The organism is Sphingomonas sp. HMP6 (assembly GCF_013374095.1).
Classification (GTDB): Bacteria; Pseudomonadota; Alphaproteobacteria; order Sphingomonadales; family Sphingomonadaceae; genus Sphingomonas.
Genome location: NZ_AP022672.1, coordinates 489393 through 512234 on the forward strand (window position 1 = coordinate 489393; position 22842 = coordinate 512234).

Here is a 22842-nt window from a genome sequence, read left to right on the forward strand (position 1 = left end):
GCTTTCTCGATGGAATTCGAATGGAACGATACCAAATGCGAGTCCAATATCGCGAAGCACGGAATCGATTTTGTCCGGGCGATCACCATCTGGCGTGGCGATGTCATTGATCCTGCCGCTAGCCGCCAGATGCCGACCGAAACCCGTCTGGCCGCGCTAGGGACGATTGGCGATGACGATCTGGTGATTTGCGTGGTATATGCATTACGGCAAGGCTTCCGCAGGATCATCAGCGCACGGCGGGCGAGACGGAATGAGCGACGGTATTACCAGGATCAGTTTGGACACGGCCAATGATGGCGATCGGACCGATTGGTCGCGTCTTCGTGCCTTGAGCGACGCTGATATCGCGACGGCGATTACCGAGGACGCCGATACGTTCGAAATCGAGGCGAGCACCTCCTCGGGGTCAGGTGTGCGATATGTTCTGTACCGATCGGTGGACGGTGGCTGGCACTGGGTCCTCAAAGATCGTGATGGAACGCATCTTGCCGTAAGCGCAACCGCTTTCGCCTCTAAAGAAGCGACGGCCCGCGCGATCGACGCGCTGCGTTCGCAATTGCTAACCGGTGACGTGAAGGCAGCTTAAGCCTCCCCCTTCAAACTCGCCCACCACGCCATGCGCTCGGATATGCGCTTCTCCATGCCGCGCTCGGTCGGGATGTAGAAGGTCTGCGGGTCCATCTCGGCTGGCCAATAGTTCGCGCCCGAAAAGCCGTGTTCGGTGTCGGGATCATAGGCGTAACCCTTGCCATAGCCGATGTCTTTCATCAGCTTGGTGGGCGCGTTGAGGATGTTTTCGGGCGGCATCAGCGATCCGGTTTCGCGTGCGGATTTCCAGGCGGCCTTCTGTGCCTTGTAGGCGGCGTTCGATTTGGGGGCGGTCGCGAGGTAGAGGCACGCCTGCGCGAGCGCGAGTTCACCCTCGGGCGACCCGAGAAAATCATAGGCGTCCTTGGCGGCGAGGCATTGGACGAGCGCATTGGGATCGGCGAGGCCGATATCCTCGCTCGCCATCCGTACCATCCGGCGCAGCAGATAGAGCGGCTCCTCCCCCGCCGTCAGCATCCGCGCGAGATAATAGAGGGCGGCTTGCGGGTCCGATCCGCGCACCGCTTTGTGCAGCGCGCTGATGAGGTTGTAATGCCCCTCGCGGTCCTTGTCGTACACTGCGACGCGGCGCTGCAGGAAGGCGGAGAGACCAGCCGGGTCGAGCGGCTCGGGCAAGTTCACCGCGAACAAGGTCTCGGCCTGGTTGAGCAGGAAGCGGCCGTCGCCATCGGCGCTGGCGATGATCGCGTCGCGCGCGTCGGGCGTGAGGGGGAGGGGGCTGCCCTCGGTTGCCTCGGCCCGGTCGAGTAATTGGCCCAAGGCGGCGTGATCTAGCCGGTGCAGGATCAGCACTTGCGCGCGGCTGAGCACGGCGGCGTTGAGTTCGAAGCTGGGATTTTCCGTCGTCGCACCGACCAGCGTGACGGTGCCATCCTCGACATAGGGCAAGAAACCATCCTGTTGCGCGCGGTTAAAGCGGTGGATCTCGTCCACGAACAGCAGCGTGCGCTTGCCGATTTTTGCGTGATCGCGCGCCTCGGCGAACGCTTTCTTGAGATCGGCCACGCCCGAGAACACCGCCGAAATCGCCATGAAGCGCAAACCCACCGCATCGGCGAGCAGGCGCGCGATCGTCGTCTTGCCCGTGCCCGGCGGGCCCCACAGGATCATCGACGACAGCCGCCCCGCAGCGACCATCCGCCCGATCGCGCCCTCTGGGCCGGTGATGTGATCCTGTCCGACCACCTCGGCGAGGGTCGTCGGGCGCAAGCGATCGGCGAGCGGTGCGGTTTCGCTCGGGTGATCGGGGGCGGGGGGATCGAAGGTCGCGAAGAGATCGGGCATTCGGGAGAGATAGGGGGTGCGGTGGCGTGGGGCCAGTCCGATACCTCCGCCCTCTCTCCGCCCCGGCGAAGGCCGGGGCCCAGTGACGCAACTTCGATTGGTGACGGCTGCACTATCCACCTCGGCCATCCCAACTGGGCCCCGGCCTTCGCCGGGGTGGATGCGCGCTTTCAAAAAACACAAAAGATATATCTTGAAACTTGCAGTTCGAGATATATCTTAGGGCCATCGTATTACTAGAAAGGAACGATATGTTTGTATTTGTAGAACGCGGCGGCCGTGGCTGCCATCCGGGCCGGATGGGCATGATGCGCGGCGGTTTGCGGCATTCCGGCTTTGGCCGCGGAAGGGACGGCGCTGGCCGTGACGGTGACGGCCGTGATGGCAGCGGACGCGGCGGCCCGCGTGGGCGACGCATGTTCGACAGCGGCGAGCTGCGGCTCGTCCTGCTCAAGCTGATCGCCGACCAACCGCGCCATGGCTATGATTTGATCCGTCAGGTCGAGGAGCTGACCGGCGGGGCCTATGCGCCGTCTCCGGGCGTCGTCTATCCGACACTCACTTTGCTCGACGACATGGGGCTGATCGAGGCGCGTCAGGCCGAGGGTGCGAAGAAGCTGTTCGCGGTCACCGACACCGGCACGGCGCATCTCACCGAAAATGCCGAGCAGGTCGACGCGTTGATGGCGCGGCTCGCCGATGTCGGGGCCGAACGGGCGCGGACCGACAGCGCGTCGGTCCGCCGGGCGATGGGGAACCTGCGTGAGGTGCTGATCCACCGGCTCCGGCACGAGGAGGTGCCTAAGGAAACGCTGCACGAAATCGTTGCGCTGATCGACGAAGCCGCGCAGAAGATCGAGCGGCTGTGATGCTGAGCGCCATCGCCCGCGTGCCGACCGCTTCGGCCAGCAAGTACCTCCAGCAGACGTGCAAGCATTGGGAGCACAACCTCGCGGTCAGCTTTACGCCCGATCATGGCACGATCGTGTTTCCCAAGGATGCGCGCGGGGCGAATCACCCCGGCGATGCGACGGTGACGTTCGACGCGCATACCGATGTGCTGGAGGTACGGATCGATGCGACATCGCCCGAACAGCTCGACGGGCTGAAGGGCGCGGTCGCCCGGCATGTTGATCGCTTCGCGTTTCGCGAAGCACCGCTCACCTATGATTGGGGGGCGGTGACAAACTAGCCGTCGTGCTCCTGCGCAGGCAGGAGCGGTGGGCAATAGAGTGCTGCGCCCGCCTCCCAAGGCTCCTGCCTGCGCAGGAGCACCGGATGGCATTAACCGGCGCTCGTTCCCCGCCGCTCCAGGACGCGCAGGTACGTGTCGAGCACGACCTGATTGATCCGGTCCCATTGGTAAGTCGCCGCCTCGGCATGGCCTGCGGCACCCGCCGCGGTGCGGAACGCGTCATCCTCGCAAAAGCGTTGCAGCGCGTCGGCATAGCCCGAAATGTCGGTCGGCGGGACGATCAGCCCAGTCACCCCGTCGTCGATCAATCCGACCGCACCACTCGCGCGTGCCGCGACGACGGGGACGCCCGCCGCCATCGCCTCCAGCGTCACATTGCCAAAGGTCTCGGTCAGGCTCGGGTTGAAGAACACATCCATTGATGCGACCGCGCGGCCGAGATCGTCGCCGGTCAAGAACCCGGCGAACACCGCATCGGGCACCTGCTGCGCGAACCAGTCCTTGGCCGGCCCTTCGCCGATCACGAAGGTTCGGTGCTTCACGCCGCGCGCATCGAGCGCGCGCATCGCCTGGGCGAACACGTCGAGGCCTTTTTCCTTGACCAGTCGGCCGAGGAACCCGACCAAAATCTCGTCATCGCCGATGCCGAGGCTGCGCCGCCACGCAAGGTCGCGCCGTCCGGGGGTGAAGCGCGCATGGTTCACCCCGCGTGACCAGCGCGTGACCGGCGTCGGCACGCCCCAGTCGTGCAGGATTTCGCCCATCATCTGGCTGGGCGCGAGCACTTCGTCGACTCGGCTGTAAAAGCGCTTCTGGATGTTGATCATCGGGCGGACCAGGAAACCCAGGCCGTAATACTGCATATAGGTCTCGAAGCGCGAATGGTACGATGCGACGCTCGCGATGCCATGTGCCTCGGCATAGTTCAGCGCCTTGTGGCCGAGCCGGTCGGGCGCCGAGACGTGGATCATGTTGGGCGCGAACGCATCGAGATCGTGCCGCACGCGGTGCCCCATGCCACGCGTCAGCTTGTATTCGCCACGCAGCGGAATCTTGATCGAGGGCGCGCTGACCAAGTCACCAGTCGGCGGGAATGCAGGCTTGCGGCTGGTCGGCGCATAGATCCGCACTTTCACGCCGCGGCTGAGCAAATGCCCGACGAGCAGGTTGAGCGTCTGGTTCGCGCCGTCGCGCGTATAATTATAGTTGCCGCTGAACAGCGCCACGCGGAGGTCGGATGCTTGCATCGCGGGGGCCATAGCGAAGCGGAGGGCGCATGGCTATCTCACCATGGCAGGAGTGTTGAACGGTGGGCGGTTTGTTTCTCCCTCCCGCCTTCGCGGGAGGGCCAGGGGAGGGTCTTCTTCTTTCCTATTGTTCTCTATTCGTTCCCAAGATATGCGTTGGAAATGTACCCCGTCCGCCGCCAGATCAGCCCTCACGCCGCGCGCCTCCGTCGAGAGCGGACGGACGTTGAGGATTCAATCTGGCAATCCCTGCGCAACCGCCAATGCGATAGCTTCAAATTTCGGTTCCAATCCACCATTGGTGCGTTCGTGGTCGATTTTCTGTGCGTCGAAGCAAGGTTGATCGTCGAACTTGACGGGGGGCAGCATAGCGAGGCGGTGGATGTTGCACGCACGCGCTTTCTTGAGGCGAAGGGATATCGCGTGCTTCGTTTCTGGAACAGCGACGTCGTAGAGAATCGCGATGGCGTGCTGGAGGCTATTCGGTTGGCGCTTGCCGCTCGCATGTCGGAAAGAAGAAGACCCTCCCCTAACCCCTCCCGCGAAAGCGAGAGGGGGATTGAATAGAGCGTAATCGATGGCAAAACCTCAAAAACGCTACGTCTGCCAGTCCTGCGGATCGGTGTCGCACCGCTGGGCGGGGCAATGCGCCGATTGTGCCGAGTGGAACACGCTGGTCGAGGAGGCTGGGGCGACCGTTACCCCGTTCCAGGCGAAGCATAACCTCCAGTCGGGCGGACGGACGATGCAGCTCGTCGGGCTCGATGCCGAGATCACCTTGCCCGAGCGCATGCCCTCGGGGATCGCCGAGTTCGACCGTGCATTGGGTGGCGGGTTCGTTGAAGGCTCGGCAACGCTGATCGGCGGCGATCCCGGGATCGGCAAATCGACCTTGCTGTTGCAGGCTGCGGCGAAAATGGCGCTCGCCGGATTGCCCGTTGCCTACGTCTCGGGCGAAGAGGCGGCCGATCAGGTGCGGCTCCGCGCCCGGCGGCTGGGGCTTGGCCATGCGCCGGTGATGCTCGCGGCGGCGACCTCGACCCGCGACATCCTCACCACGCTGGGCAAGGGCACCCCGCCCGCTCTGCTCGTGATCGATTCGATCCAGACGATGCACAGCGACCTGATCGAAGGCGCACCCGGCACCGTCAGCCAGGTGCGTGCCTCCGCCCAGGAATTGATCCGCTTTGCCAAGGAACGCGGCACGGCGGTCGTGCTGGTCGGGCACGTGACAAAAGATGGCAGCATCGCGGGGCCGCGCGTGCTCGAACATATGGTCGATACGGTGCTGAGCTTCGAAGGCGAGCGCAGCCACCAATATCGCATCTTGCGCGCGATCAAAAATCGCTTCGGCGGCACCGACGAAATCGGCGTGTTCGCCATGGTTGCCGAGGGATTGGCCGAAGTTTCAAATCCTTCCGCGCTGTTTCTGACTCAGCGTGAGGAGGGGGTTACGGGCACGACGGTGTTCCCCGCGCTCGAAGGTACGCGCCCGGTGCTGGTTGAAATCCAGGCGCTGGTCGTGCGGCTGGCGAGTGGTGCGACCCCTCGGCGCGCGGTCGTCGGCTGGGACAGCGGGCGGCTCGCGATGGTGCTGGCCGTGCTGGAGGCACGCTGCGGCCTCAGTTTCTCGTCGAGCGAAGTCTATCTGAACATTGCGGGCGGATACCGCGTGGCCGATCCCGCCGCCGATCTTGCGGTCGCGGCGGCGTTGGTGTCGGCGTTGTCGGAACGGCCGCTCGCGGCCGATGCGGTGGTATTCGGCGAACTCGCTTTGTCGGGCGAAATCCGCCCGGTCGCGCACGGTGCGCTGCGCTTGAAGGAAGCGGGCAAATTGGGCTTCGAGCGCGCCCTCGTCCCCGCCGCAGTGGCGGACGACAAGAGCGGGCTGACGCTCACCGGCTTCAAGACGCTCGGCGGTTTCGTCGAACATATGCTGGGGCGCTGACGATCCGCACGCGGCTGAGCGTGTGCCGCCGCAAGCGGGTGTTCGCGAGCGCGGATGCGGCGCGGGCGGCGGTCGTTGGGGAGGCCGTGCTGCTGCCGTATCGCTGTGATCGGTGCGGACGGTTTCATCTCACTAGTCGGCGGAAGGGAAAATGGATGGGACTGCGCCACCCCGGCGAAGGCCGGGGCCCAGCCGCGAAGGTTTAGCCGCATCGCGTCGCGCTCTCCTTCAAAGCGCTCACAACTGGGCCCCGGCCTTCGCCGGGGAAGCGGGATTGGGCGGCGATCGCAACCCCCCCCCTCGACCTCGCCGTCCCACTCGCATAAGACGCCGGCCATGAACCTCACCGCGCTCGACATTCTCGTTCTGCTTGCCGTCGGTGGGGCGGCGACGCTCGGCATCATGCGCGGGTTCGTCACCGAAGTGCTGTCGCTGTTCGCCTGGGTCGGAATCGTTTTCGCGCTGAAACTGTTTCATGTGCCGTTGACCCAAGCGCTCACCGGCGTGGTTGGCACCACCACGGGTGCGGCGGTGCTGGCCTTTGCGATCTTGTCGGGCGGCACCTATTTTGCCGGGCGCGCGGTCGCCAATGCGATCGGCGCGCGCACGCGCGATTCGATCCTCGGCCCGGTCGACCGTGCGCTCGGCTTCGGCTTCGGCGCGCTGAAAGGGCTGATCCTCGCAAGCCTCGCCTTCCTGCTCGTCGTGCTGATGACCGACACGGTCGGCGGCGGCCCGACGCACCGGCCGGAATGGCTGACCTCGGCGCGGGCCTATCCCTTGCTCAACGAAACCAGCGCCGCGATCGCCGATTTCGTCGACCGCCGCCGCAAGGGCGAGCCGGTGTTCCGGGATGCCGGGAAGCCGCGCGTGGCGGAGAATTCGAGCGACCGGCCATAGTCCGTTCGGCCTGAGCCTGTCGAAGGCAGCGCGCCGCACGGCCGACGGCGGTTGCTGCGTGCAGGGCTTCGACAGGCTCAGGGCGAACGGAAGTGGCAAAGTCGGGGGGTGCGTTTCGGCGCTCACCGTCCTACATCGGCCCCATGAACGCGCCCCTCTACAATACCGAGATTCTCCGGCTAGCGGCGACGATCCCGCATCAGACGCGTCTGCCCGAGCCGATGGCGACCGCCGAGAAGCGCTCGCCGATCTGCGGCAGCCGCGTGACGGTGGATGTCAACATCAATGCCGATGGGCGCATCGCGGAGATCGGCATGCTGGTGCGCGCCTGTGCGCTCGGGCAGGCGTCGTCGTCGCTGCTCGGCGCGGTGGTGATCGGCAAGACCCCCGACGAAGTCGCTGCCGCGCGCGATCAGCTTGCCGCCTGGCTCGGTGGGGGAGGGCCGCTCCCGGATTGGCCCGGCTTCGCGCTGTTCACCCCGGCCTTGCCGCATAGCGCGCGGCACGCCTCGATCCGGCTCGCGTTCGAAGCCGCCGCCGAAGCGGCGCAAGCCGCCGCCGCCGCAAAAGCGCCCGTATGAGCGAATCGCTGCTGCGCGACGGTGTCGTCCTTGGCGGTTTCGCGCTCGTCTTCGTCCTGATCTTCCGCCGCTTCGGCCTCGGCGCGACGCTGGGGTATCTCGTCGCCGGGGCGGTGGTCGGGCCGCATGTGCTGCATCTGGTCGGCGATGCCGAATCGATGATCGGCGTGGCCGAACTCGGCATCACGTTGCTGCTGTTCATCGTCGGCCTCGAACTGAACCCCAGTCGATTGTGGGCGCTGAGAAAGGAAATCTTCGGGCTCGGCCTGTTGCAAGTTCTGTTGTGCGGGCTGGCGGTCACCGGACTGGTCGCCTCGGTGCATTTCTCGACATCGGCGGCGCTGGTGCTCGGCCTGCCGCTGGCGCTCTCCTCCACCGCGCAGGTGCTGCCGATGCTGCAATCGGCCGGGCGCATGCGCACGCCGTTCGGCGAACGCGCCTTCTCGATCCTGTTGTTCCAGGATCTGTCGATCGTGCCGCTGATCACGTTGGTCGCGGTGCTGTCGCGCAATCCGGCCGATGCCGGCGGCCCGCCGGGTTGGCTGTTGTTCCTCTATACCGTTGCCGCGATTGGCGGACTGGTGCTGGCCGGGCGTTTCCTGCTGCGCCCCCTGTTCCGGATCATCGGCAATCTCGGCGAGCGCGAGATGTTCGTGTTTGCAGCACTCTTCACCGTCATCGCAGCGGCGGCGATCATGGAGTCGCTCGGCCTTTCCACCGCACTCGGCGCGTTCGTCGCGGGTGTGATGCTCGCCGACAGCCCGTATCGGCATGAGCTTGAGGCCGATGTCGAGCCGTTCCGCTCGATCCTGCTCGGCCTGTTCTTCGTCGCGGTCGGCATGATGCTCGATTTGGGCGCGATCGCCGAGCGGCCGCTGTTCGTGATCGGCATGGCACTGGCGTTGATCGCGACCAAGGCAGTGATCATTTTCGGCATCGGTGTTGCGTTCAAGATGACGTGGCGCAGCGCGCTCGCTTTGGGCTTGCTGCTCAGCCAGGGCGGCGAATTCGGCTTCGTGCTGTTCGCGCAGGCACAGCGCGCGATGCTGATCGAACCGGAGGCCGCCAGCCTGTTCGGCGCGATCGTAACGCTGTCGATGGTGACGACGCCGTTCCTGATGATGATCACGCGGCGCATTCGCGAGGAACCGATCAAGCAGGGCGACCGCGAAGGGCCGCAGGCGGACGGCGCGAACGCGCTGATCGTCGGCTACGGGCGTTTTGGCCAGACGGTCGCGCAGATGCTCAATGCGCAGGGCGTGCCGGTTACGCTGATCGACACCGATATCGAGATGATCGACATCGCGGGCGAGTTCGGCGCCAAGGTTTATTATGGCGACGGCACGCGGATGGATTTGCTGCGCCAGGCGGGCGCGGCCGACGCAGAACTGATCCTGTTCTGCATGGATGGCGACCAGCTCTCGCCGGATTTGATCGAGGGTGTGCACAAGGCTTTCCCGAAGGCGTCGATCTTCGTGCGCGCCTATGACCGGCGCGCGGTGATCAAGCTGAAGGGCGCCCCGCTCGACGGCGTGGTGCGTGAAGTGCTCGAATCAGCGGTGAAGATGGGGCGGATGGCGCTCCAGAGCATCGGCGTCGAGGATATGGAGATCGACCGTACCGAAGACACCTATCGCCTCCGCGACAGGGAGCGGCTGCGCGCGCAGGTCGAGGCGGGCGACATTCGCGCGGCGCGTGGTGTCGTCATCAACCAGACGGCGCGCGATGGGTTGGCCGGGGAGAATGCGGGATGAACTGGATCGCGGTATTGGCGGCGCTGTCGGGCGCGATTGCAGTGGGCGCGGGCGCATTCGGCGCGCATGGCGCGAGCGGTCAGGCGCAGGAGTGGCTCAAGACCGGCGCGCACTATCAACTGATCCACGCGGTCGCGGCGCTGGTCGCGCTGCGGATGGAGGCGCGCGGCCCGGCGTGGCTGTTCATCGGCGGCGGCGCACTGTTCGCGGGGACGCTGTACCTGATGGCACTCGGCGCGCCGCGCTGGTTCGGGGCGATCACGCCGATCGGCGGGGCTATGCTGATTGCAGGGTGGCTGTGGCTAGCTTGGGCGGCGCGGGGGTAAGGCCCGACCGCTGGTGTCCGCTCCCGCCCAGTTTTCGCCGCTCAGAATGATCTAATTTGCACCCGATTGCGGACGTTTTAGATTGCCTTATTTTTTCACAAACCTGTAGTCGGTGAAATCGCTGACCCCAAAAAGATGCAATGCCTCTGCGTTATGAATGGCTGGTCGTGCTTCGCTATTGTTGTTAAATGGCACATAATCTGCGTATCCGGACAAGGTAATCTCAGAGTCCTTCACGCCTATTTTGCGATCCACAGATATAAAGTAGCCTGTATCATTGTAATCGACTCTGTAATGAGCCTTATTATTCCCCGAGACTAAAAGTCCATTTTGCAGCACTACAGGCGGACAGCAGGCGTTTACATAGGTGCCATTTGCCCACGCTTGAGAAGTCGGCTCGCGTCGCGGCGATACTATATAGATCAGGCCAAAGATTATGAGGCCTGCCGGTATAAATACTAACGCCAGAGCCTTCCCCATGGCCTGCCTCGTCGCCTCGTCCTCCGGGGTGTTTTTCCAGCGCATCCACGCGATTTACCTGTGATCGATGACGTCGGCAACGTCCGCTAAAGGTGATCGAATTTCGGAAAGCCGCCGGACCGTTTCCCACCACCTTCGGACATTGGCCTGTCCTACATCACCCTAGCCTGTCATAATCACGGTCCGCTCTTTCAGACCGTTGAGAACCATCCTGCGACAGAACGCATCGAAACCGCGTGATGGTGGGACTCTGTGTGACTTTAGCCACAAAAACAGGCATATCCAACACACTACAGCCCGGTCTTGCGACACCGGTCCGAGCAGTAAACGACATTGTCCCAATCGCGCGCCCATTTCTTGCGCCACGCAAAGGGGCGCTGACAGACCGGGCAGGTCTTGGTGGGCAGGTTCGTCTTGGCGATGCCGTTGGGCATGGTAGCGGGCTCCGTTTGTGGTTAGCTGTTCTCCGGCGAAGGCCGGAGCCGTGGGTTTAGCGGATTGCGCGCGTCACCCAGGGCTCCGGCCTGCGCCGGAGCACGGCGTCAGGTTCAGTCGCCGTCCAAAAACACCCGCACATCCGCCAGATCGACCGACTTATCCAGAAACGTCCCGCCAATCCCCCGCGCCAGCAGGAAGGGAAGCGTCCCGGCATCCATCTTCTTGTCGTGCAGCATATGCGCCACCAGCGTCTCGCCGTCCGCGCTGATCCCCGCCGCCGTCGCGCCATCGGGCAATCCCACCGAGCGCAGATGCGCGGCGACGCGCTCGGCGTCCGCAGCGCGCGCCAGACCGTGTGCAGCCGAATAGCCGAACGCCAGCGCCATCCCGGCGGCAACCGCTTCGCCGTGAAGCAACCGGTTGGAAAAGCCCGCTTCCGCCTCCAGCGCATGGCCGAAAGTGTGGCCGAGGTTCAGCAGCGCCCGCGCACCCGTCGTCTCGCGCTCGTCCTCGGCGACGATGCGCGCCTTGGCGGCGACCGAATGCGCGATGGCATGTTCGCGGGCCGCCGGGTCGCCTGCGATCAGCGCTGCGGCATTCGCCTCGCACCAGTCGAAGAACGCGGGGTCGTCGATCAGGCCGTATTTCACGACCTCGGCATAGCCCGCACGGACTTGCCGCACCGGCAAGGTGTCGAGCACTTGCGGATCGATCAGCACCAAGGCGGGCTGATGGAACGCGCCGATCAGATTCTTCCCAGCCCGCGAATTGATCGCGGTCTTGCCGCCGACCGACGAATCGACTTGCGCGAGCAGCGTCGTCGGGATTTGCACGAAGCCGCAGCCGCGCTTCAGGATGCTGCACGCAAAGCCGACCAGATCGCCGATCACCCCGCCGCCGAGCGCTATCACATGATCGCCACGCTCCACGCCGAGATCGAGCAGCCGGTCGGTCAGCGCCTCCAATTGCGCCCAGCTCTTGGTCGATTCGCCCGGCGGCAGCACGATTGCTTCGCTTGCCACCCCGGCGGCGGTGAGCGCGGCTTGCAGCGTCGCGAGGTGCGGCAGCACATTCTCGTCGGTCACGATCGCCATCGTCCGACCGCGCGACAAGGGCGCGAGCCAGTCGGCGGCGCGGGAGAGCAGCCCCGCTTCGATCACCACATCGTAACTGCGCGCACCCAGCGAAACCGGAATCGTCGTCATAACTGGCCGAGGGCTTTCAGGATGGTGTTGACCGTCGCGTCGTGCGGCGCGCGCTGGCTGGAGACGCGGACCGGTGCCAGCGCGTAGAACGGGTTGCGCACGCGCGCCAGTTCCTCGAGTACGGCGAGCGGGTCGCGCCCGCGCAGCAACGGGCGTGTGTCACGGCGCGAAACACGGTCGGCGAGCACCGCAGGCTTGGCATCGAGCCAAACCGCAAAGCCCCGCGCGAGGATCGCTGCGCGCGTATCGGGATCGACGAACGCGCCGCCGCCGGTGGCGATCACGCGCTTCTCCCCGTTCATCAGCCGCGCGATCACACGGCGTTCGCCGTCGCGGAAATAGGGTTCTCCGAAACGTTCGAAGATATCGGGGATTGACATACCGGCAGCGGTTTCGATTTCGGTATCGGCATCGACGAAGGGCAAGCCGAGCCGCGTCGCCAAGCGGCGCCCGACGGTCGATTTGCCCGCGCCCATCAGCCCGACCAGCACGATCGGTTGACCGGTCCAGCGCGGTGTTTCGGGTTGCGGGGAGGCAGGGCTTTGCATCATTGAGGTCGGGGCTATACAGCGCAGGCGCGTCTCGGGCAAAAGGCCTGTGCGGGCGTTGCCCCTAAATGTTTTGTAACAGGTCCCTCGCTTATGTCCCGATTGCTCGTGCTGGTCCTTGTCGTGGTCGTCGTGCTGGCGGGCGTTCTGTTCGGGCTGTCGTCGATTGCCCGCGAAAAGCCGCTGAAGCATGTCGAAAAGGCCGTGCCGGTTGCGAATCTCCAGAAATAACATCGCGTTCGCCGCGCTGCCGCTGATCGCGGCGGCGGGCCTGGCGATTCCGGCGCTGGGTCCGGCGCTGGGGCAGGATCGACCCGAATCGATCCTGCCACCGGGTTTCGGCGATCCGACACCGGCGCCGACGCAGGCTCCGCGCCCGCGGCCGACGACGCCAGCCCCGGTGGCGCAGCCGACCGTGGCCGCGCCGCAAGTTTCTGCGCCCGCGCAAACCGGCGCGATCGAGGCACCGCTCGCAGCCCCTAGTCCGGGTGCTAACCCAACTGCCGTGGCGACGCCGCCCGGGCCGACCGATTTCGCCGCCTTCGTGCGCGCCGACATGCCCGATTATGCCCGCCGCTCGCTGGCGCGGGTCGGCGCTGCCGGTCCCGCTGAAGGCGCGATGGGGCCGCGTGCCTTTGGGCAAGCGGATGGGCGCTATCTCGAAACCTTGATGCAGCGCGTGCGCGCGCCGATCGCTTCGCGCTGGGTCTCGATCGCGCTACGCCGCGCGCTGCTGGCGCGGGTCGATACGCCGCGCGGCGTAAACGGTGCGGATTTCGCGGCGGAACGATCGTGGTTGCTCACACGGATGGGCGAATCGGTCGCGGCGCGTGCGCTGGCGCAAGCGGTCGACAGCGAGGATTATACGCCGAAACTGTTCGAAGCGGCGATGCAGGCGGCGCTCGCGACCGGCGATCCGGCGGCGTTGTGCCCGATGGTTGATGCCGGCGCGAAGCTGCAGCGTGAACGCGGCTGGGTATTGGCCCAGGCGATGTGCACTGGCTTGTCGGGCATGGGAGCGCGCGCGCAACCGATGATTGCGGCGGCGCGCCGCTCTGGTCTGGCCGGCGGAATCGACTTGCTGCTGGCGCAGAAAGTCGCCGGAACCGGGCAGGGCGGTCGTCAGGCTGTGACGATCGAGTGGGATAGTGTCACGCAACTGACGGCGTGGCGTTACGGCCTTGCCACCGCAACCGGGGTCGAGATTCCGGAAACGTTGCTGGCGAACACCTCGCCTGCCGTGCAGGGGTGGCGGGCCTTGTCGCCTGCGCTCGAGCCGCATCTGCGCGCGGCGGTGGCCGAGCTGGCGGCGGCACGGGGGATTTTGTCAGGGGCGGCGCTGGTCGACTTGTATAGCGCGATCGAGCGCGAGGACGATCAGTCGCTCGCCGAAGTCGGCATCGCGCGCGATGTGCGGGCGGCGTATGAGGCGCCCGATGTTGCGGCGCGTGCCGAGGCGCTGAAGCGGCTGTGGGATGAGCCCAAGGGCTATGAGGCGCGCTACGCTCGGCTGGTGCTGACGGCAGGAGCCGCGGCGCGGATCCCGACGACGCTGAAGGAGGCCGAGGTCGATCGGCTTGTGGCGTCTATGCTGAGTGTCGGTTTCGATCCGCGGGCGCTTCGCTGGCGCGCTGTCGCGCCGCGCGGCAGCAATGCCTGGGCGATGCTGACGCTGGTCGATCCGGCCGCCCCGGCGCTGAGCGCGGGCGACATCGGGGCCTTTAGCGGCGCGAACGATCCGGAGGGCCTGAAGCAGCGCATGTTTTTTGCAGGCGCCGCGGGCACGGGGCGAATGCGGGCGAGCGACTTCGAAAGCGCGGCACAGTCGCTCGGCGTGCGCGTCGGGCGTGAGGATAGCTGGACGCGCGCCATCAAGCAGGCTGCGCTCGATCAGCAGCCTGGGACCGTCGCGTTGCTCGCTGCGATCGGCATGCAGACCCGGCTGTGGCACGGTGTCGCGCCCGAAACGGTCTATCACATCTGTAGTGCCTTGCGCGCCGTCGGCATGCCCGGCGAGGCCCGGATGGTCGCGGTCGAGGCGATCAGCCGGATGTCGCTGGGGCTTTGAGCGACGCGCTTCCAGCGACCGAAGATCGCGCGTTGATCGACCGCTTTCTGGAAATGATGGCGGCGGAGGCAGGGGCAGCCAAGAACACGGTCGCAGCGTATCGTAGCGATCTGACGCTGGCATCTAGCTTCCTCCGCGGGCGTCTGAGCAGCGCGGAGGCGGGCGACTTGACCCGGTTGAGCGCCGAGTGGCAATCGCTGTCCAAATCGAGCGTCGCGCGCAAAGCGGCGGCGCTGCGGCGCTTCTTTGCGTTTCTGGCCGACGAAGGGCTGCGGGGGGATGATCCTGCTGCGGCGCTGCCGCGTCCCGGCGCATCGCGCGGTTTGCCCAAGGTGCTCGATCATGCCGATATGGACCGGCTGTTCGATGCGATTGCCGCGCGAATTGCCCGTGATCCGCCCGATCCCAACGATCTGCGGCTCTCGGCGCTGGTCGAATTGCTATACGGATCTGGCCTGCGTGCAACCGAGCTGGTGTCGCTCCCGCGCCGCGCCATTGCATCCGATCGACCCTATCTGATCCTGCGCGGCAAGGGCGGCGCGGAGCGGCTGGTGCCGCTATCCGACCGGGCACGTGCCGCCGTCGCGCTGTGGCGGACGAACGTCCCGGCGGAAAGTCCGTGGCTGTTTCCCTCGGCCAGGACGCATCTCAGCCGGATCCGGCTGTATCAGCTGCTGAAGGCGCTGGCGGCCGAGGCGGGGATTCCGCCCGAACGGGTCAGCCCGCACGTCCTGCGCCATGCGTTTGCGACGCATTTGCTGGCGGGCGGGGCGGACTTGCGGGCGTTGCAGGCGATGTTGGGCCATGCCGATATCGCCACGACCGAGATCTACACGCATGTCGACGCGAGCCGGCTGGTCGAACTGGTCAATGCGCGCCATCCGCTCGCCGAAGCGACGGCACGCGTTGACGCGAAGAAGCGCGGGGCCTAACCGGCGCGGCCTATGGCAAGCTTCCTGGACTTTGAGAAACCGATCGCCGAGCTGCAAGGCCGGATCGACGAATTGCGCGAAACCGCTGCCGAGGGGACGATCGACATCGCATCCGAAGTCGGTCGGTTGCAGGCGAAATCCGACAAATTGCTGCGCGATACCTATGCGCGGCTGACCCCGTGGCAGAAGACGCAAGTGGCGCGCCATGGCGAGCGGCCGCATTTCAAGGATTATGTCGCCGGACTGTTCGACGATTTCATGCTGCTGGCGGGCGACCGCGCGTTTGGCGACGATCAGGCGATCTTGGGCGGCTTCGCGACCTTCCGCGGGCGGCGGGTGCTGGTCATCGGGCATGAGAAAGGCGACGATACCGCGAGCCGGCTGCGCCACAATTTCGGGATGGGCAAGCCTGAAGGCTATCGCAAGGCGATCCGCTTGATGCAGCTTGCCGAGCGCTTCGGATTACCGGTGGTGACGCTGGTCGACACCTCGGGCGCATTTCCCGGCGTCCAGGCGGAAGAGCGCGGCCAGGCCGAGGCGATTGCGCGCTCGACCGAGACGTGCCTGGCGCTTGGGGTTCCGCTGATTGCCGCGATCGTCGGAGAGGGCGGATCGGGCGGTGCCATCGCGCTTGCGGCGGGGAATGCCGTGCTGATGTTCGAACACGCCGTCTATTCGGTGATTTCGCCCGAGGGCTGCGCTTCGATTCTGTGGCGCACCGCCGACAAGGCAGCCGACGCCGCCGAGGCCATGAAGGTGACCGCGCAGGACCTGAAGGGACTCGGCATCATTGACACGATCGTGCCCGAGCCGCTGGGCGGCGCGCAACGCGATCCGGCGGCGGCGATCGTCGCGTTGGGCGATGCGATCGCGGCGGCGCTGGCGAAACTCGACGGCAAGGATGCCACCGAATTGCGCCGTGCACGCCGCGAGAAATTCCTGGCGATGGGGCGGCTCTAAGCCGCTTAGGTCGCTTTCATGTTCGACGACACGTTCGTGAACGTCGTCTTCATCTTGTTGCCCAGACCTTGCATCGCAGCGATCGCCGCGACCGCGATCAATGCAGCGATTAGGCCATATTCTATCGCCGTTGCGCCCCGTGAGTGACGCAGCAAGGTAAATAGGAATTTGAGCATAATATGGTCCCGGGCGAAAAAAAAGGCGGCGGAACTTGCGTCCCGCCGCCCTGGTATCAGAGGGGTATCGTAAGAAGCTTACGAAGCCTTCATGTTCGACGACACGTTCGTGAACGTGGTCTTCAGCTGGTTGCCCAGGCCCTGCATCGCTGCAATGGCTGCAACGGCGATCAGCGCTGCGATCAGGCCATATTCGATGGCGGTCGCGCCCTTGGAATTCTTGATGAAATTGCGGATCGTCTTCATGTCCGGTCTCCAGTGGTGGTTGCTTCAGTACCCGGTCGGACCGGAGGACCGGACCAACAAGGCCGGTGTAGGAGACGAGGGTTGAGAAAGGTTTAAGCTGGACGGAACTTTTTCAGCAGTCGCACTTCAGGTACCTGCGCGTGCATTGGCCATCTTGGTGTTGACGTTGCCCCACATCCCGGTGGTGGTGTTTGCCACTTCTATGAAAGCGGCCATCATCGTGAGCACAATGAGTGCGGCGATCAGGCCATATTCTATCGCCGTGCCGCCACGCTTATTGCCCAGCAATCGTTTCAGTGTTCCAACGATCATGCGGGTTCCGCCCGTGGCTGGTGCAATACCATTACATCTAAAGGAGGAGCGTTAACGAATGTCTAAAGCGGTCATCCGTCCGGGCCTGTTCGTCGTTGCCGTTGCCCTTGTCGATGCGGCAGGGCGGGTGTTGGTGCAGGAGCGGCCTACGGGCAAACAGATGGCGGGGCTGTGGGAATTCCCGGGCGGCAAGGTCGAGCCGGGTGAGACGCCGGAGGCCGCATTAGTGCGCGAATTGGCGGAAGAACTGGGAATCACCGTCGCTGCCGACGCGTTGCGCCCGCTGACCTTTGCGAGTGAGCCGCTGGCCGACCGGCATTTGCTATTGCTGCTCTATCTGTGTCGCGCATGGGACGGGGAGCCGCAGGCGCTGGATGCGGTGGCATTGGCATGGCATGCACCGTCGGCACTGCGCGGCCTGGCGATGCCGCCCGCCGATCTGCCGTTCGTCGCTGCTTTGGAAAAGGCGTTAACCCTGGCTTGACGGTTGCGCACTGGTCGGCGCTGTCGATCAAGTTGGAGGCCCGACCGGGAATCGAACCCGGGTGCGAGGATTTGCAGTCCTCTACGTCACCACTCCGCCATCGGGCCTCGATGCTTTGCGAGGCGCGGCAGATGCAAGCGCTGGCTCGCGCTGTCAACCGCGGACATGTAAAAATGCGGCGATCGCTCGCTTGGCGAACCCGCTACAGCGCGATAGAAGCAATCGCCGTCACCCGGTGTATTGCATTACTAAAGCAGTTGTGCGAAACCGGGTGCTCGATAAAGGTAGCACAATGAAACTGAATATGCGCGACTCGGGGGCTGTGGCGATGCGCCACGCAATGGTGGCAAGCCAGCTTCGCACCAATGCGGTCAGCGACGTACGCGTCGTGGCAGCGATGGACACCGTCGCGCGTGAGGCGTTTTTGCCAGCCGAGCTGGCGTCGCTCGCCTATCGCGATACGGCGGTCCCGCTGGGTCACGGGCGCGCGCAGAATGTACCGATCGCGACCGGGCGCCTGCTCACCCAGGCCGAGTTGCGTGCTGACGACCGCGTGCTGCTGATCGGGGCAGCGGGGGGCTATACCGCCGCGGTGCTGGCCGAACTGGTCGCCGATGTGGTTGCAGTCGAAAGCGAGCCGACGTTGGCGAGCGTCGCGCGCGCTGCACTGACAGGTATCGATCGGGTGATGCTGATCGAAGGTCCGCTTGAGGCAGGCCATCCCGCGGGCGCGCCATATGATGTGATCGTCGTCGATGGTGCGGTCGAAGAACTTCCCGCCGCACTGATCGAACAGGTCGCGATCGGCGGGCGGGTGGTTGCGGGGATCCTCGATCGCGGGGTGACACGACTGAGCGCAGGTCGGCGCACCACTGGCGGCTTCGGGCTGCTCGATTTTGCCGACATCGATTGCGTGCCGCTGCCCGGCTTTGCGCGGCCGCGCACCTTTACCTTCTGATGCGAAAAGAGCTGCGAGCGATGCGATCTCTTCCTTTCCTGACCGGCACGGCGCTTTTGGCGCTGGGCGTGGCGCCCGCTCTGGCTTCGGCGGAGACACTGCGCGAGGCGTTGCTCGAAGCTTATAAGACCAATCCGACGCTTGCCGCGCAGCGTGCCAACGTCCGCGCGATCGATGAGAATGTGCCGATCGCGCGCGCCAGTGCGCTTCCGGGCGTGCAACTGCAAAGCAGCTATACCGAGGCGGTGGTGTTGCCGGTGACGGCGTTTACCGCGCCCGCGCGCACGTCGCAGACGCAGGCCAACCTGACCTATTCGCTGTATGCCGGTGGCTCGGTGAAGAACGGCATCGCTGCCGCCGATATCCGCGTGCAGGGCGGGCAAGCGGCGTTGCGTGGGACCGAGGCCGATCTGTTTTCTGCCGTGGTCGGGGCGTATATGGACGTGATCCGCGACGAGGCGATCGTCGCGCTCAACCGGCAGAATGTGAAGGTCCTCGAGGTCAATCTGCGCGCATCGCAGGATCGTTTTCAAGTCGGTGATTTGACCCGCACAGATGTCGCGCAGTCCGACGCGCGATCGGCGATCGCGCGCGGCCAGTTGCAGACGGCTGAAGCGCGCTTGATCAGCAGCCGCGAGAGCTTCGTGCGATTGGTGGGATCCGCCCCGGCCGAGCTGGAAACCCCGCCGCCTTTGCCCAATTTGCCGTCCGATCCCGACGCTGCGGTCGGCATTGCGCTGGACGACAATCCCAATCTGCTGGCGGCCGAGAAGAACGGCGAGGCAAGCGCGTATGACGTGAGGGTCGCGCGCGCCAGTCGACTTCCCAGGGTCGATGCGTTCGCTGGCGGCAGCTACACCAATTATTTCGGGTCGCTCGGCAATTTCAGCCCAACCAATGTGCCACCGCAATATGACCGTGCGGCGCAACTCGGGCTGCGTCTCACCTTGCCGCTCTATCAGGGCGGTGCCCCGGCGGCGCGAATCCGGCAGGCGCAGGAGCGCCGCGCCCAGGCGCTGGAGCAAGTGACGGAGGCCGAGCGCCTGGTGATCTCGCAAGCGCGCTCGGCTTATGCGGTGTGGCAATCGTCATTGCAGGTGATCGCGTCGAGCGAAATCGCGGTCAACGCCAACAAGCTGTCGCTGGAAGGCGTGCGCGCGGAAAACAGCGTCGGGAATCGCACGATCCTCGACATTCTGAATGCCGAGCAGGAATTGCTTAATTCGCAGGTGACGTTGGTTACCGCACGCCGCGACGCTTACGTCGCGGGCTTTGCGCTGCTGGCGGCAATGGGCAAGGCCGAGGCGCAAGACCTCGGGCTCGAAGGCGGGCCGCTGTACGATCCGACCGTGAATGCGAAGCACGTGCGCAACAACATCTGGGATTTCGCGCCTGCGCCGGCCGTGCCGATCACCGGCACGCGCACCAACATGACGCGTCCGCAAAGCGCGCAAGTCACGCGCCCGCTCGATCCTATTCTCGACGGGGGCGTTGACAGACGTGCGCCGATTACCGCAGGTGAGACGACACCAAACCGCTAAACCGGCGGTAACCAGTCTTCACAAGGATGCGGGCGATGGGGGATTTGAGCGCTGAGCCATCGATGGAGGACATCCTTTCGTCGATCAAGCGCATCATCGCCGAGGAAAATGATTCGGCCCCCGGTCGCGTAAAACGCCCGGCGCGGACGCTGCCCCCGCGTTCCGATCCTACGCCGTTTGGTCATGACGAGATTCTCGAACTCAGCGAGCCGGCGCCCGAGGCAGAGCCCGACTATGACGCGCCTGCGCCTGCAGTCGCTGAAGTCGAGCCCGTGGCGGCTGCGGCACCGCGGCGGCCGGTCGTCGCTGCCCCGGCCGAAGCGATCCTGTCGGAACGCACTGCCGAGGCGACGCGCGGCCCGCTCGACGCCCTGTCGCGGATGATCGTAAAGCCCGACATTGCCGGTTCCGACACACTGGAGGGCATGGTGCGCGAGATGCTGCGTCCGATGTTGCGCGACTGGCTCGACGCGCATCTCCCGCCGATGGTCGAGACGATGGTCGCGCGCGAGATCGAGCGAATCACCAGTAAGTAACGCCTGTTGCGGGGCGGGCGGGGTTCTGCTGTAACTCGCCCATGAACAGACTTCTTGCCGCGACCGCATTGACGGCCGCTCTCGTCGCAGCCCCCGCTGCCGCCCGCCAACTCACCATCGACGACGTCTCGGCGCTGTCGCGCGTGTCGTCGCCTGCGGTGTCGCCCGATGGACATTGGCTGGTGTGGCAGCAGCGCGAGACCGATCTGACGATCGATGGCGGGCGCTTCGACCTTTGGCGGCTCGATCTGACGAAAAAGGGCGCTGCGCCGGAGAAGCTCGCCGCAGAGGGTGACGTCAACGAGACTGCGCCGCAATTTTCGAACGATGGCAAGACGGTGTATTTTCAGTCGGACAAGGGCGGCGACGATGCGGTTTGGTCGGTTGGCATCGCTGGCGGCGCGGTCACGCGGCTGACGCAGTTCGCAGGCGGGATCGGCGGCTTCAAAGTCTCGCCACAGGGCGACAAGCTGCTTGTCTGGGCCGACCGACTGCCGGGTGCGCCGAGCCTGGAACCGGCGATGGTGAAGAAGGATGCAAACGCCGGGAATGGCCGCGTCTATGACCAGATGTTCGTGCGGCATTGGGCGAGTTGGGCCGATGGCGCGCGCTCGCAACTGTTCGTCCTGCCGCTGACGGCGCGCAGTGCGACCGGCAATGGCGTTGCGATCGGCGGCAAGCTGGTCGGTGACGCACCGTCCAAGCCGTTTGGCGGGGGCGAGGAAGTGTCGTGGAGCGCGGACGGCAAGACGGTGTTTTTCGCGCTGCGCGAAGCGGGGCGGATCGAGCCGCTCTCGACCAACCTCGATATCTTTTCCGCGCCTGCGGACGGATCGCTCGCGCCGGTCAATCTGACCGATGCGAATGACGGGATGGACAATCTTCCGACCGCGTCGCCCGACGGAAAATCGCTCGCCTGGTTCGCGATGAAGCGGCCGGGCTATGAAGCCGACCGGCAAGTACTGATGCTGCGGGATCTCGCGAGTGGCAAGGTGTCAGCGCTGACGGGGGCGTGGGATCGTTCGGTCGGGTCGATCGCCTGGGCGCCCGATTCGAAGACGATCTTCGTGACCGCCGAGGATACGCAGGAAAATCCGGTCTGGTCGGTGTCGCCCGTCACCGGCAAGGTCACGCGGCTGACCGGTGAGGGCAATGTCTCTGCCGTGGTGCCGACCGCCACGGGCGTGGTATTTGCGATGAACTCGCTGACTGCGCCGGACGATTTTTACGCGCTGAGCGGCAAGAAGACGACGCGGCTGACCTCGGTCAATGCGGCGAAGCTGGCGGGTGTGGAGATGCCGACCGTCACGCGCTTCAACTTCAAAGGCGCGAACAACGATACCGTGTGGGGCTATGCGGTGAAGCCGGCGGGCAGCACCGGCAAGGTGCCGATCGCGTTCATGGTGCATGGCGGGCCGCAGGGGAGCAGCAACAACAGCTGGTCGTACCGTTGGAACCCGGCGGTGTTCGCGGGCGCGGGGTACGGCCTGGTCGCGGTCGATTTCCACGGGTCCACCGGCTACGGGCAGGGCTTCACCGACGCAATCCGCAACAATTGGGGCGGTTGGCCGCTCGAGGATCTGCAAAAGGGCCTGGATGCGGCGACGACCAAATTCGCCTGGCTCGACAAGGACAATGCCTGCGCGCTTGGCGCGTCGTACGGCGGCTATATGATGAACTGGATCGAGGGGAAGTGGCCCGATCGCTTCAAGTGCATCGTCCAGCATGACGGTGTGTTCGATGCGCGCGCGATGGCGTATGAGACTGAGGAACTCTGGTTCGACGAGTGGGAACATGGCGGCAAAGCTTATTTCGAGGACCCGGCGGCGTTCGAGAAATGGAACCCGGTCAATCACGTGACCGCGTGGAAGACGCCGCAGCTCGTCATCACGTCGGAGGGCGATTACCGCATCCCCTATACCCAGGGCATTGCCGCCTTCACCGCGTTGCAACGGCGCGACATCCCCTCGCGGCTGGTGGTGTTTCCGGGGGGCAGCCATTGGGTGACCAAGCCCAAGGAGAGCCGCCAATGGTATGGCGAAGTGCTCGGGTGGATGGGGAAATATACCGGGGCAAAGTGAGCCGTATTCCTGCGCAGGCAGGAACCCAGG

General features: G+C 65.1%; 28 protein-coding genes and 1 tRNA gene. 19 read left to right on the forward strand and 10 right to left on the reverse strand.

The genetic code is table 11. The annotated features are described in order from the left end of the window. Nucleotides 1–9 precede the first annotated feature (9 nt). Complete coding sequence (locus HMP06_RS02540) at nucleotides 10–297, forward strand: BrnT family toxin (protein WP_176495681.1); 288 nt, start codon at nucleotides 10–12, stop codon at nucleotides 295–297. Further along, on the forward strand, nucleotides 254–589 hold the full coding sequence (locus HMP06_RS02545; protein WP_176495682.1) for a YegP family protein: 336 nt from the start codon (nucleotides 254–256) through the stop codon (nucleotides 587–589). The genes HMP06_RS02540 and HMP06_RS02545 overlap by 44 nt, the downstream gene beginning before the upstream one ends. Here HMP06_RS02545 and HMP06_RS02550 read toward each other — a convergent pair. Then, on the reverse strand, nucleotides 586–1896 hold the full coding sequence (locus HMP06_RS02550) for a replication-associated recombination protein A (protein WP_176495683.1): 1311 nt from the start codon (nucleotides 1894–1896) through the stop codon (nucleotides 586–588). The two genes, HMP06_RS02545 and HMP06_RS02550, sit on opposite strands and share 4 nt — an antisense overlap. Before the next feature lie 308 nt (nucleotides 1897–2204). Here HMP06_RS02550 and HMP06_RS02555 point away from each other — a divergent pair, with 308 nt between their 5' ends. Further along, complete coding sequence (locus HMP06_RS02555; RefSeq protein ID WP_176498331.1) at nucleotides 2205–2765, forward strand: PadR family transcriptional regulator; 561 nt, start codon at nucleotides 2205–2207, stop codon at nucleotides 2763–2765. After that, on the forward strand, nucleotides 2765–3088 hold the full coding sequence (locus HMP06_RS02560) for a DUF2218 domain-containing protein (protein WP_443026507.1): 324 nt from the start codon (nucleotides 2765–2767) through the stop codon (nucleotides 3086–3088). Before HMP06_RS02555 ends, HMP06_RS02560 begins: the two co-directional genes overlap by 1 nt. Nucleotides 3089–3180: 92 nt before the next feature. Here the strand turns inward: HMP06_RS02560 and HMP06_RS02565 are convergent, their stop codons facing one another. Then, nucleotides 3181–4338, reverse strand: coding sequence for a glycosyltransferase family 4 protein (locus tag HMP06_RS02565; RefSeq protein ID WP_176495685.1), 1158 nt, complete (start codon nucleotides 4336–4338; stop codon nucleotides 3181–3183). Nucleotides 4339–4500: 162 nt separating this feature from the next. Between HMP06_RS02565 and HMP06_RS02570 the strand changes: the two genes are divergently transcribed. The 6 genes from HMP06_RS02570 (at nucleotide 4501) to HMP06_RS02595 (ending at nucleotide 9847) form a co-directional block, all read left to right on the forward strand. Then, the gene (locus HMP06_RS02570; protein ID WP_176498332.1) at nucleotides 4501–4905 is read left to right on the forward strand and encodes an endonuclease domain-containing protein; all 405 of its coding nucleotides are present in this window, start codon (nucleotides 4501–4503) and stop codon (nucleotides 4903–4905) included. A gap of 10 nt (nucleotides 4906–4915) precedes the next feature. Continuing rightward, on the forward strand, nucleotides 4916–6286 hold the full coding sequence (radA, locus tag HMP06_RS02575) for a DNA repair protein RadA (protein WP_176495686.1): 1371 nt from the start codon (nucleotides 4916–4918) through the stop codon (nucleotides 6284–6286). A gap of 336 nt (nucleotides 6287–6622) precedes the next feature. Next, nucleotides 6623–7186, forward strand: coding sequence for a CvpA family protein (locus HMP06_RS02580; protein ID WP_176495687.1), 564 nt, complete (start codon nucleotides 6623–6625; stop codon nucleotides 7184–7186). 143 nt (nucleotides 7187–7329) lie between these two features. Beyond that, nucleotides 7330–7767, forward strand: coding sequence for an iron-sulfur cluster assembly scaffold protein (locus tag HMP06_RS02585; protein WP_176495688.1), 438 nt, complete (start codon nucleotides 7330–7332; stop codon nucleotides 7765–7767). After that, nucleotides 7764–9521 (forward strand): cation:proton antiporter domain-containing protein, encoded by a 1758-nt coding sequence (locus HMP06_RS02590; protein ID WP_176495689.1) that lies wholly within the window; start codon nucleotides 7764–7766, stop codon nucleotides 9519–9521. Before HMP06_RS02585 ends, HMP06_RS02590 begins: the two co-directional genes overlap by 4 nt. After that, a complete protein-coding gene (locus HMP06_RS02595) occupies nucleotides 9518–9847 on the forward strand; it encodes a DUF423 domain-containing protein (RefSeq protein WP_176495690.1) in 330 nt (109 codons plus the stop codon). Before HMP06_RS02590 ends, HMP06_RS02595 begins: the two co-directional genes overlap by 4 nt. 87 nt (nucleotides 9848–9934) lie before the next feature. Here the strand turns inward: HMP06_RS02595 and HMP06_RS02600 are convergent, their stop codons facing one another. From HMP06_RS02600 to HMP06_RS02615, 4 genes are all read right to left on the reverse strand, one after another. Beyond that, on the reverse strand, nucleotides 9935–10372 hold the full coding sequence (locus HMP06_RS02600; protein WP_176495691.1) for a hypothetical protein: 438 nt from the start codon (nucleotides 10370–10372) through the stop codon (nucleotides 9935–9937). A 245-nt stretch (nucleotides 10373–10617) separates the two neighbouring features. Next, nucleotides 10618–10761: a DUF2256 domain-containing protein gene (locus HMP06_RS02605; protein ID WP_176495692.1), complete on the reverse strand. Its 144-nt coding sequence runs from the start codon at nucleotides 10759–10761 to the stop codon at nucleotides 10618–10620. Nucleotides 10762–10875: 114 nt separating this feature from the next. Beyond that, nucleotides 10876–11970: a 3-dehydroquinate synthase gene (aroB, locus tag HMP06_RS02610; RefSeq protein WP_176495693.1), complete on the reverse strand. Its 1095-nt coding sequence runs from the start codon at nucleotides 11968–11970 to the stop codon at nucleotides 10876–10878. Further along, a complete protein-coding gene (locus HMP06_RS02615; protein WP_176495694.1) occupies nucleotides 11967–12521 on the reverse strand; it encodes a shikimate kinase in 555 nt (184 codons plus the stop codon). The genes aroB and HMP06_RS02615 overlap by 4 nt, the downstream gene beginning before the upstream one ends. Before the next feature lie 90 nt (nucleotides 12522–12611). On the opposite strand from HMP06_RS02615, the gene HMP06_RS02620 reads away from it, so the two are divergent. From HMP06_RS02620 to HMP06_RS02635, 4 genes are read left to right on the forward strand one after another with little or no spacing between them, the layout of a single operon-like run. Further along, nucleotides 12612–12749, forward strand: coding sequence for a hypothetical protein (locus HMP06_RS02620; protein ID WP_176495695.1), 138 nt, complete (start codon nucleotides 12612–12614; stop codon nucleotides 12747–12749). Then, entirely contained in the window at nucleotides 12730–14586 is a 1857-nt protein-coding gene (locus HMP06_RS02625) for a hypothetical protein (RefSeq protein ID WP_176495696.1), read from the forward strand. Before HMP06_RS02620 ends, HMP06_RS02625 begins: the two co-directional genes overlap by 20 nt. After that, on the forward strand, nucleotides 14583–15518 hold the full coding sequence (locus HMP06_RS02630) for a tyrosine recombinase (RefSeq protein ID WP_269473395.1): 936 nt from the start codon (nucleotides 14583–14585) through the stop codon (nucleotides 15516–15518). Before HMP06_RS02625 ends, HMP06_RS02630 begins: the two co-directional genes overlap by 4 nt. 12 nt (nucleotides 15519–15530) lie before the next feature. Next, nucleotides 15531–16478 carry an acetyl-CoA carboxylase carboxyltransferase subunit alpha gene (locus tag HMP06_RS02635; RefSeq protein ID WP_176495697.1) on the forward strand — a complete coding sequence of 316 codons (948 nt, stop codon included), beginning with the start codon at nucleotides 15531–15533 and terminating at the stop codon, nucleotides 16476–16478. A 5-nt stretch (nucleotides 16479–16483) separates the two neighbouring features. Here the strand turns inward: HMP06_RS02635 and HMP06_RS02640 are convergent, their stop codons facing one another. The 3 genes from HMP06_RS02640 to HMP06_RS02650 form a co-directional block, all read right to left on the reverse strand. Then, the gene (locus HMP06_RS02640) at nucleotides 16484–16654 is read right to left on the reverse strand and encodes a Flp family type IVb pilin (RefSeq protein ID WP_176495698.1); all 171 of its coding nucleotides are present in this window, start codon (nucleotides 16652–16654) and stop codon (nucleotides 16484–16486) included. A gap of 78 nt (nucleotides 16655–16732) precedes the next feature. Further along, nucleotides 16733–16900: a Flp family type IVb pilin gene (locus HMP06_RS02645; RefSeq protein WP_176495699.1), complete on the reverse strand. Its 168-nt coding sequence runs from the start codon at nucleotides 16898–16900 to the stop codon at nucleotides 16733–16735. Between the two features lie 126 nt (nucleotides 16901–17026). Next, on the reverse strand, nucleotides 17027–17212 hold the full coding sequence (locus tag HMP06_RS02650; protein ID WP_176495700.1) for a Flp family type IVb pilin: 186 nt from the start codon (nucleotides 17210–17212) through the stop codon (nucleotides 17027–17029). A gap of 58 nt (nucleotides 17213–17270) precedes the next feature. On the opposite strand from HMP06_RS02650, the gene HMP06_RS02655 reads away from it, so the two are divergent. After that, on the forward strand, nucleotides 17271–17696 hold the full coding sequence (locus HMP06_RS02655; protein WP_176495701.1) for a (deoxy)nucleoside triphosphate pyrophosphohydrolase: 426 nt from the start codon (nucleotides 17271–17273) through the stop codon (nucleotides 17694–17696). 33 nt (nucleotides 17697–17729) lie between these two features. Here the strand turns inward: HMP06_RS02655 and HMP06_RS02660 are convergent. Further along, a tRNA-Cys gene (locus HMP06_RS02660) sits at nucleotides 17730–17803 on the reverse strand. Between the two features lie 185 nt (nucleotides 17804–17988). Between HMP06_RS02660 and HMP06_RS02665 the strand changes: the two genes are divergently transcribed. Genes HMP06_RS02665 through HMP06_RS02680 form a run of 4 tightly spaced genes read left to right on the forward strand, consistent with a single transcriptional unit; the run spans nucleotide 17989 to nucleotide 22812 of the window. Next, nucleotides 17989–18654 (forward strand): protein-L-isoaspartate O-methyltransferase family protein, encoded by a 666-nt coding sequence (locus HMP06_RS02665; protein WP_176495702.1) that lies wholly within the window; start codon nucleotides 17989–17991, stop codon nucleotides 18652–18654. A gap of 20 nt (nucleotides 18655–18674) precedes the next feature. Continuing rightward, complete coding sequence (locus tag HMP06_RS02670; protein ID WP_176495703.1) at nucleotides 18675–20195, forward strand: TolC family outer membrane protein; 1521 nt, start codon at nucleotides 18675–18677, stop codon at nucleotides 20193–20195. A gap of 35 nt (nucleotides 20196–20230) precedes the next feature. Beyond that, complete coding sequence (locus HMP06_RS02675) at nucleotides 20231–20731, forward strand: DUF2497 domain-containing protein (RefSeq protein ID WP_176495704.1); 501 nt, start codon at nucleotides 20231–20233, stop codon at nucleotides 20729–20731. 41 nt (nucleotides 20732–20772) lie between these two features. Next, nucleotides 20773–22812, forward strand: coding sequence for a S9 family peptidase (locus HMP06_RS02680; RefSeq protein WP_176495705.1), 2040 nt, complete (start codon nucleotides 20773–20775; stop codon nucleotides 22810–22812). The last annotated feature ends 30 nt before the right edge of the window (nucleotides 22813–22842 follow it).

What these genes read in the sequence shown, in the direction of transcription:
- HMP06_RS02605 (WP_176495692.1), bottom strand. Translation starts at nt 10,761, where the DNA reads ATGCCCAACGGCATCGCCAAGACGAACCTGCCCACCAAGACCTGCCCG.
- HMP06_RS02680 (WP_176495705.1), top strand. Translation starts at nt 20,773, where the DNA reads ATGAACAGACTTCTTGCCGCGACCGCATTGACGGCCGCTCTCGTCGCA.
- HMP06_RS02585 (WP_176495688.1), top strand. Translation starts at nt 7,330, where the DNA reads ATGAACGCGCCCCTCTACAATACCGAGATTCTCCGGCTAGCGGCGACG.
- HMP06_RS02620 (WP_176495695.1), top strand. Translation starts at nt 12,612, where the DNA reads ATGTCCCGATTGCTCGTGCTGGTCCTTGTCGTGGTCGTCGTGCTGGCG.
- HMP06_RS02545 (WP_176495682.1), top strand. Translation starts at nt 254, where the DNA reads ATGAGCGACGGTATTACCAGGATCAGTTTGGACACGGCCAATGATGGC.
- HMP06_RS02570 (WP_176498332.1), top strand. Translation starts at nt 4,501, where the DNA reads ATGTACCCCGTCCGCCGCCAGATCAGCCCTCACGCCGCGCGCCTCCGT.
- HMP06_RS02675 (WP_176495704.1), top strand. Translation starts at nt 20,231, where the DNA reads ATGGGGGATTTGAGCGCTGAGCCATCGATGGAGGACATCCTTTCGTCG.
- HMP06_RS02540 (WP_176495681.1), top strand. Translation starts at nt 10, where the DNA reads ATGGAATTCGAATGGAACGATACCAAATGCGAGTCCAATATCGCGAAG.
- HMP06_RS02595 (WP_176495690.1), top strand. Translation starts at nt 9,518, where the DNA reads ATGAACTGGATCGCGGTATTGGCGGCGCTGTCGGGCGCGATTGCAGTG.
- HMP06_RS02670 (WP_176495703.1), top strand. Translation starts at nt 18,675, where the DNA reads ATGCGATCTCTTCCTTTCCTGACCGGCACGGCGCTTTTGGCGCTGGGC.
- radA (WP_176495686.1), top strand. Translation starts at nt 4,916, where the DNA reads ATGGCAAAACCTCAAAAACGCTACGTCTGCCAGTCCTGCGGATCGGTG.
- HMP06_RS02645 (WP_176495699.1), bottom strand. Translation starts at nt 16,900, where the DNA reads ATGAAGACGATCCGCAATTTCATCAAGAATTCCAAGGGCGCGACCGCC.
- HMP06_RS02640 (WP_176495698.1), bottom strand. Translation starts at nt 16,654, where the DNA reads ATGCTCAAATTCCTATTTACCTTGCTGCGTCACTCACGGGGCGCAACG.
- HMP06_RS02590 (WP_176495689.1), top strand. Translation starts at nt 7,764, where the DNA reads ATGAGCGAATCGCTGCTGCGCGACGGTGTCGTCCTTGGCGGTTTCGCG.
- HMP06_RS02650 (WP_176495700.1), bottom strand. Translation starts at nt 17,212, where the DNA reads ATGATCGTTGGAACACTGAAACGATTGCTGGGCAATAAGCGTGGCGGC.
- HMP06_RS02615 (WP_176495694.1), bottom strand. Translation starts at nt 12,521, where the DNA reads ATGATGCAAAGCCCTGCCTCCCCGCAACCCGAAACACCGCGCTGGACC.
- HMP06_RS02560 (WP_443026507.1), top strand. Translation starts at nt 2,765, where the DNA reads ATGCTGAGCGCCATCGCCCGCGTGCCGACCGCTTCGGCCAGCAAGTAC.
- HMP06_RS02665 (WP_176495702.1), top strand. Translation starts at nt 17,989, where the DNA reads ATGAAACTGAATATGCGCGACTCGGGGGCTGTGGCGATGCGCCACGCA.
- HMP06_RS02565 (WP_176495685.1), bottom strand. Translation starts at nt 4,338, where the DNA reads ATGCAAGCATCCGACCTCCGCGTGGCGCTGTTCAGCGGCAACTATAAT.
- HMP06_RS02635 (WP_176495697.1), top strand. Translation starts at nt 15,531, where the DNA reads ATGGCAAGCTTCCTGGACTTTGAGAAACCGATCGCCGAGCTGCAAGGC.
- HMP06_RS02600 (WP_176495691.1), bottom strand. Translation starts at nt 10,372, where the DNA reads ATGCGCTGGAAAAACACCCCGGAGGACGAGGCGACGAGGCAGGCCATG.
- HMP06_RS02555 (WP_176498331.1), top strand. Translation starts at nt 2,205, where the DNA reads ATGCGCGGCGGTTTGCGGCATTCCGGCTTTGGCCGCGGAAGGGACGGC.
- HMP06_RS02550 (WP_176495683.1), bottom strand. Translation starts at nt 1,896, where the DNA reads ATGCCCGATCTCTTCGCGACCTTCGATCCCCCCGCCCCCGATCACCCG.
- HMP06_RS02580 (WP_176495687.1), top strand. Translation starts at nt 6,623, where the DNA reads ATGAACCTCACCGCGCTCGACATTCTCGTTCTGCTTGCCGTCGGTGGG.
- HMP06_RS02655 (WP_176495701.1), top strand. Translation starts at nt 17,271, where the DNA reads ATGTCTAAAGCGGTCATCCGTCCGGGCCTGTTCGTCGTTGCCGTTGCC.
- aroB (WP_176495693.1), bottom strand. Translation starts at nt 11,970, where the DNA reads ATGACGACGATTCCGGTTTCGCTGGGTGCGCGCAGTTACGATGTGGTG.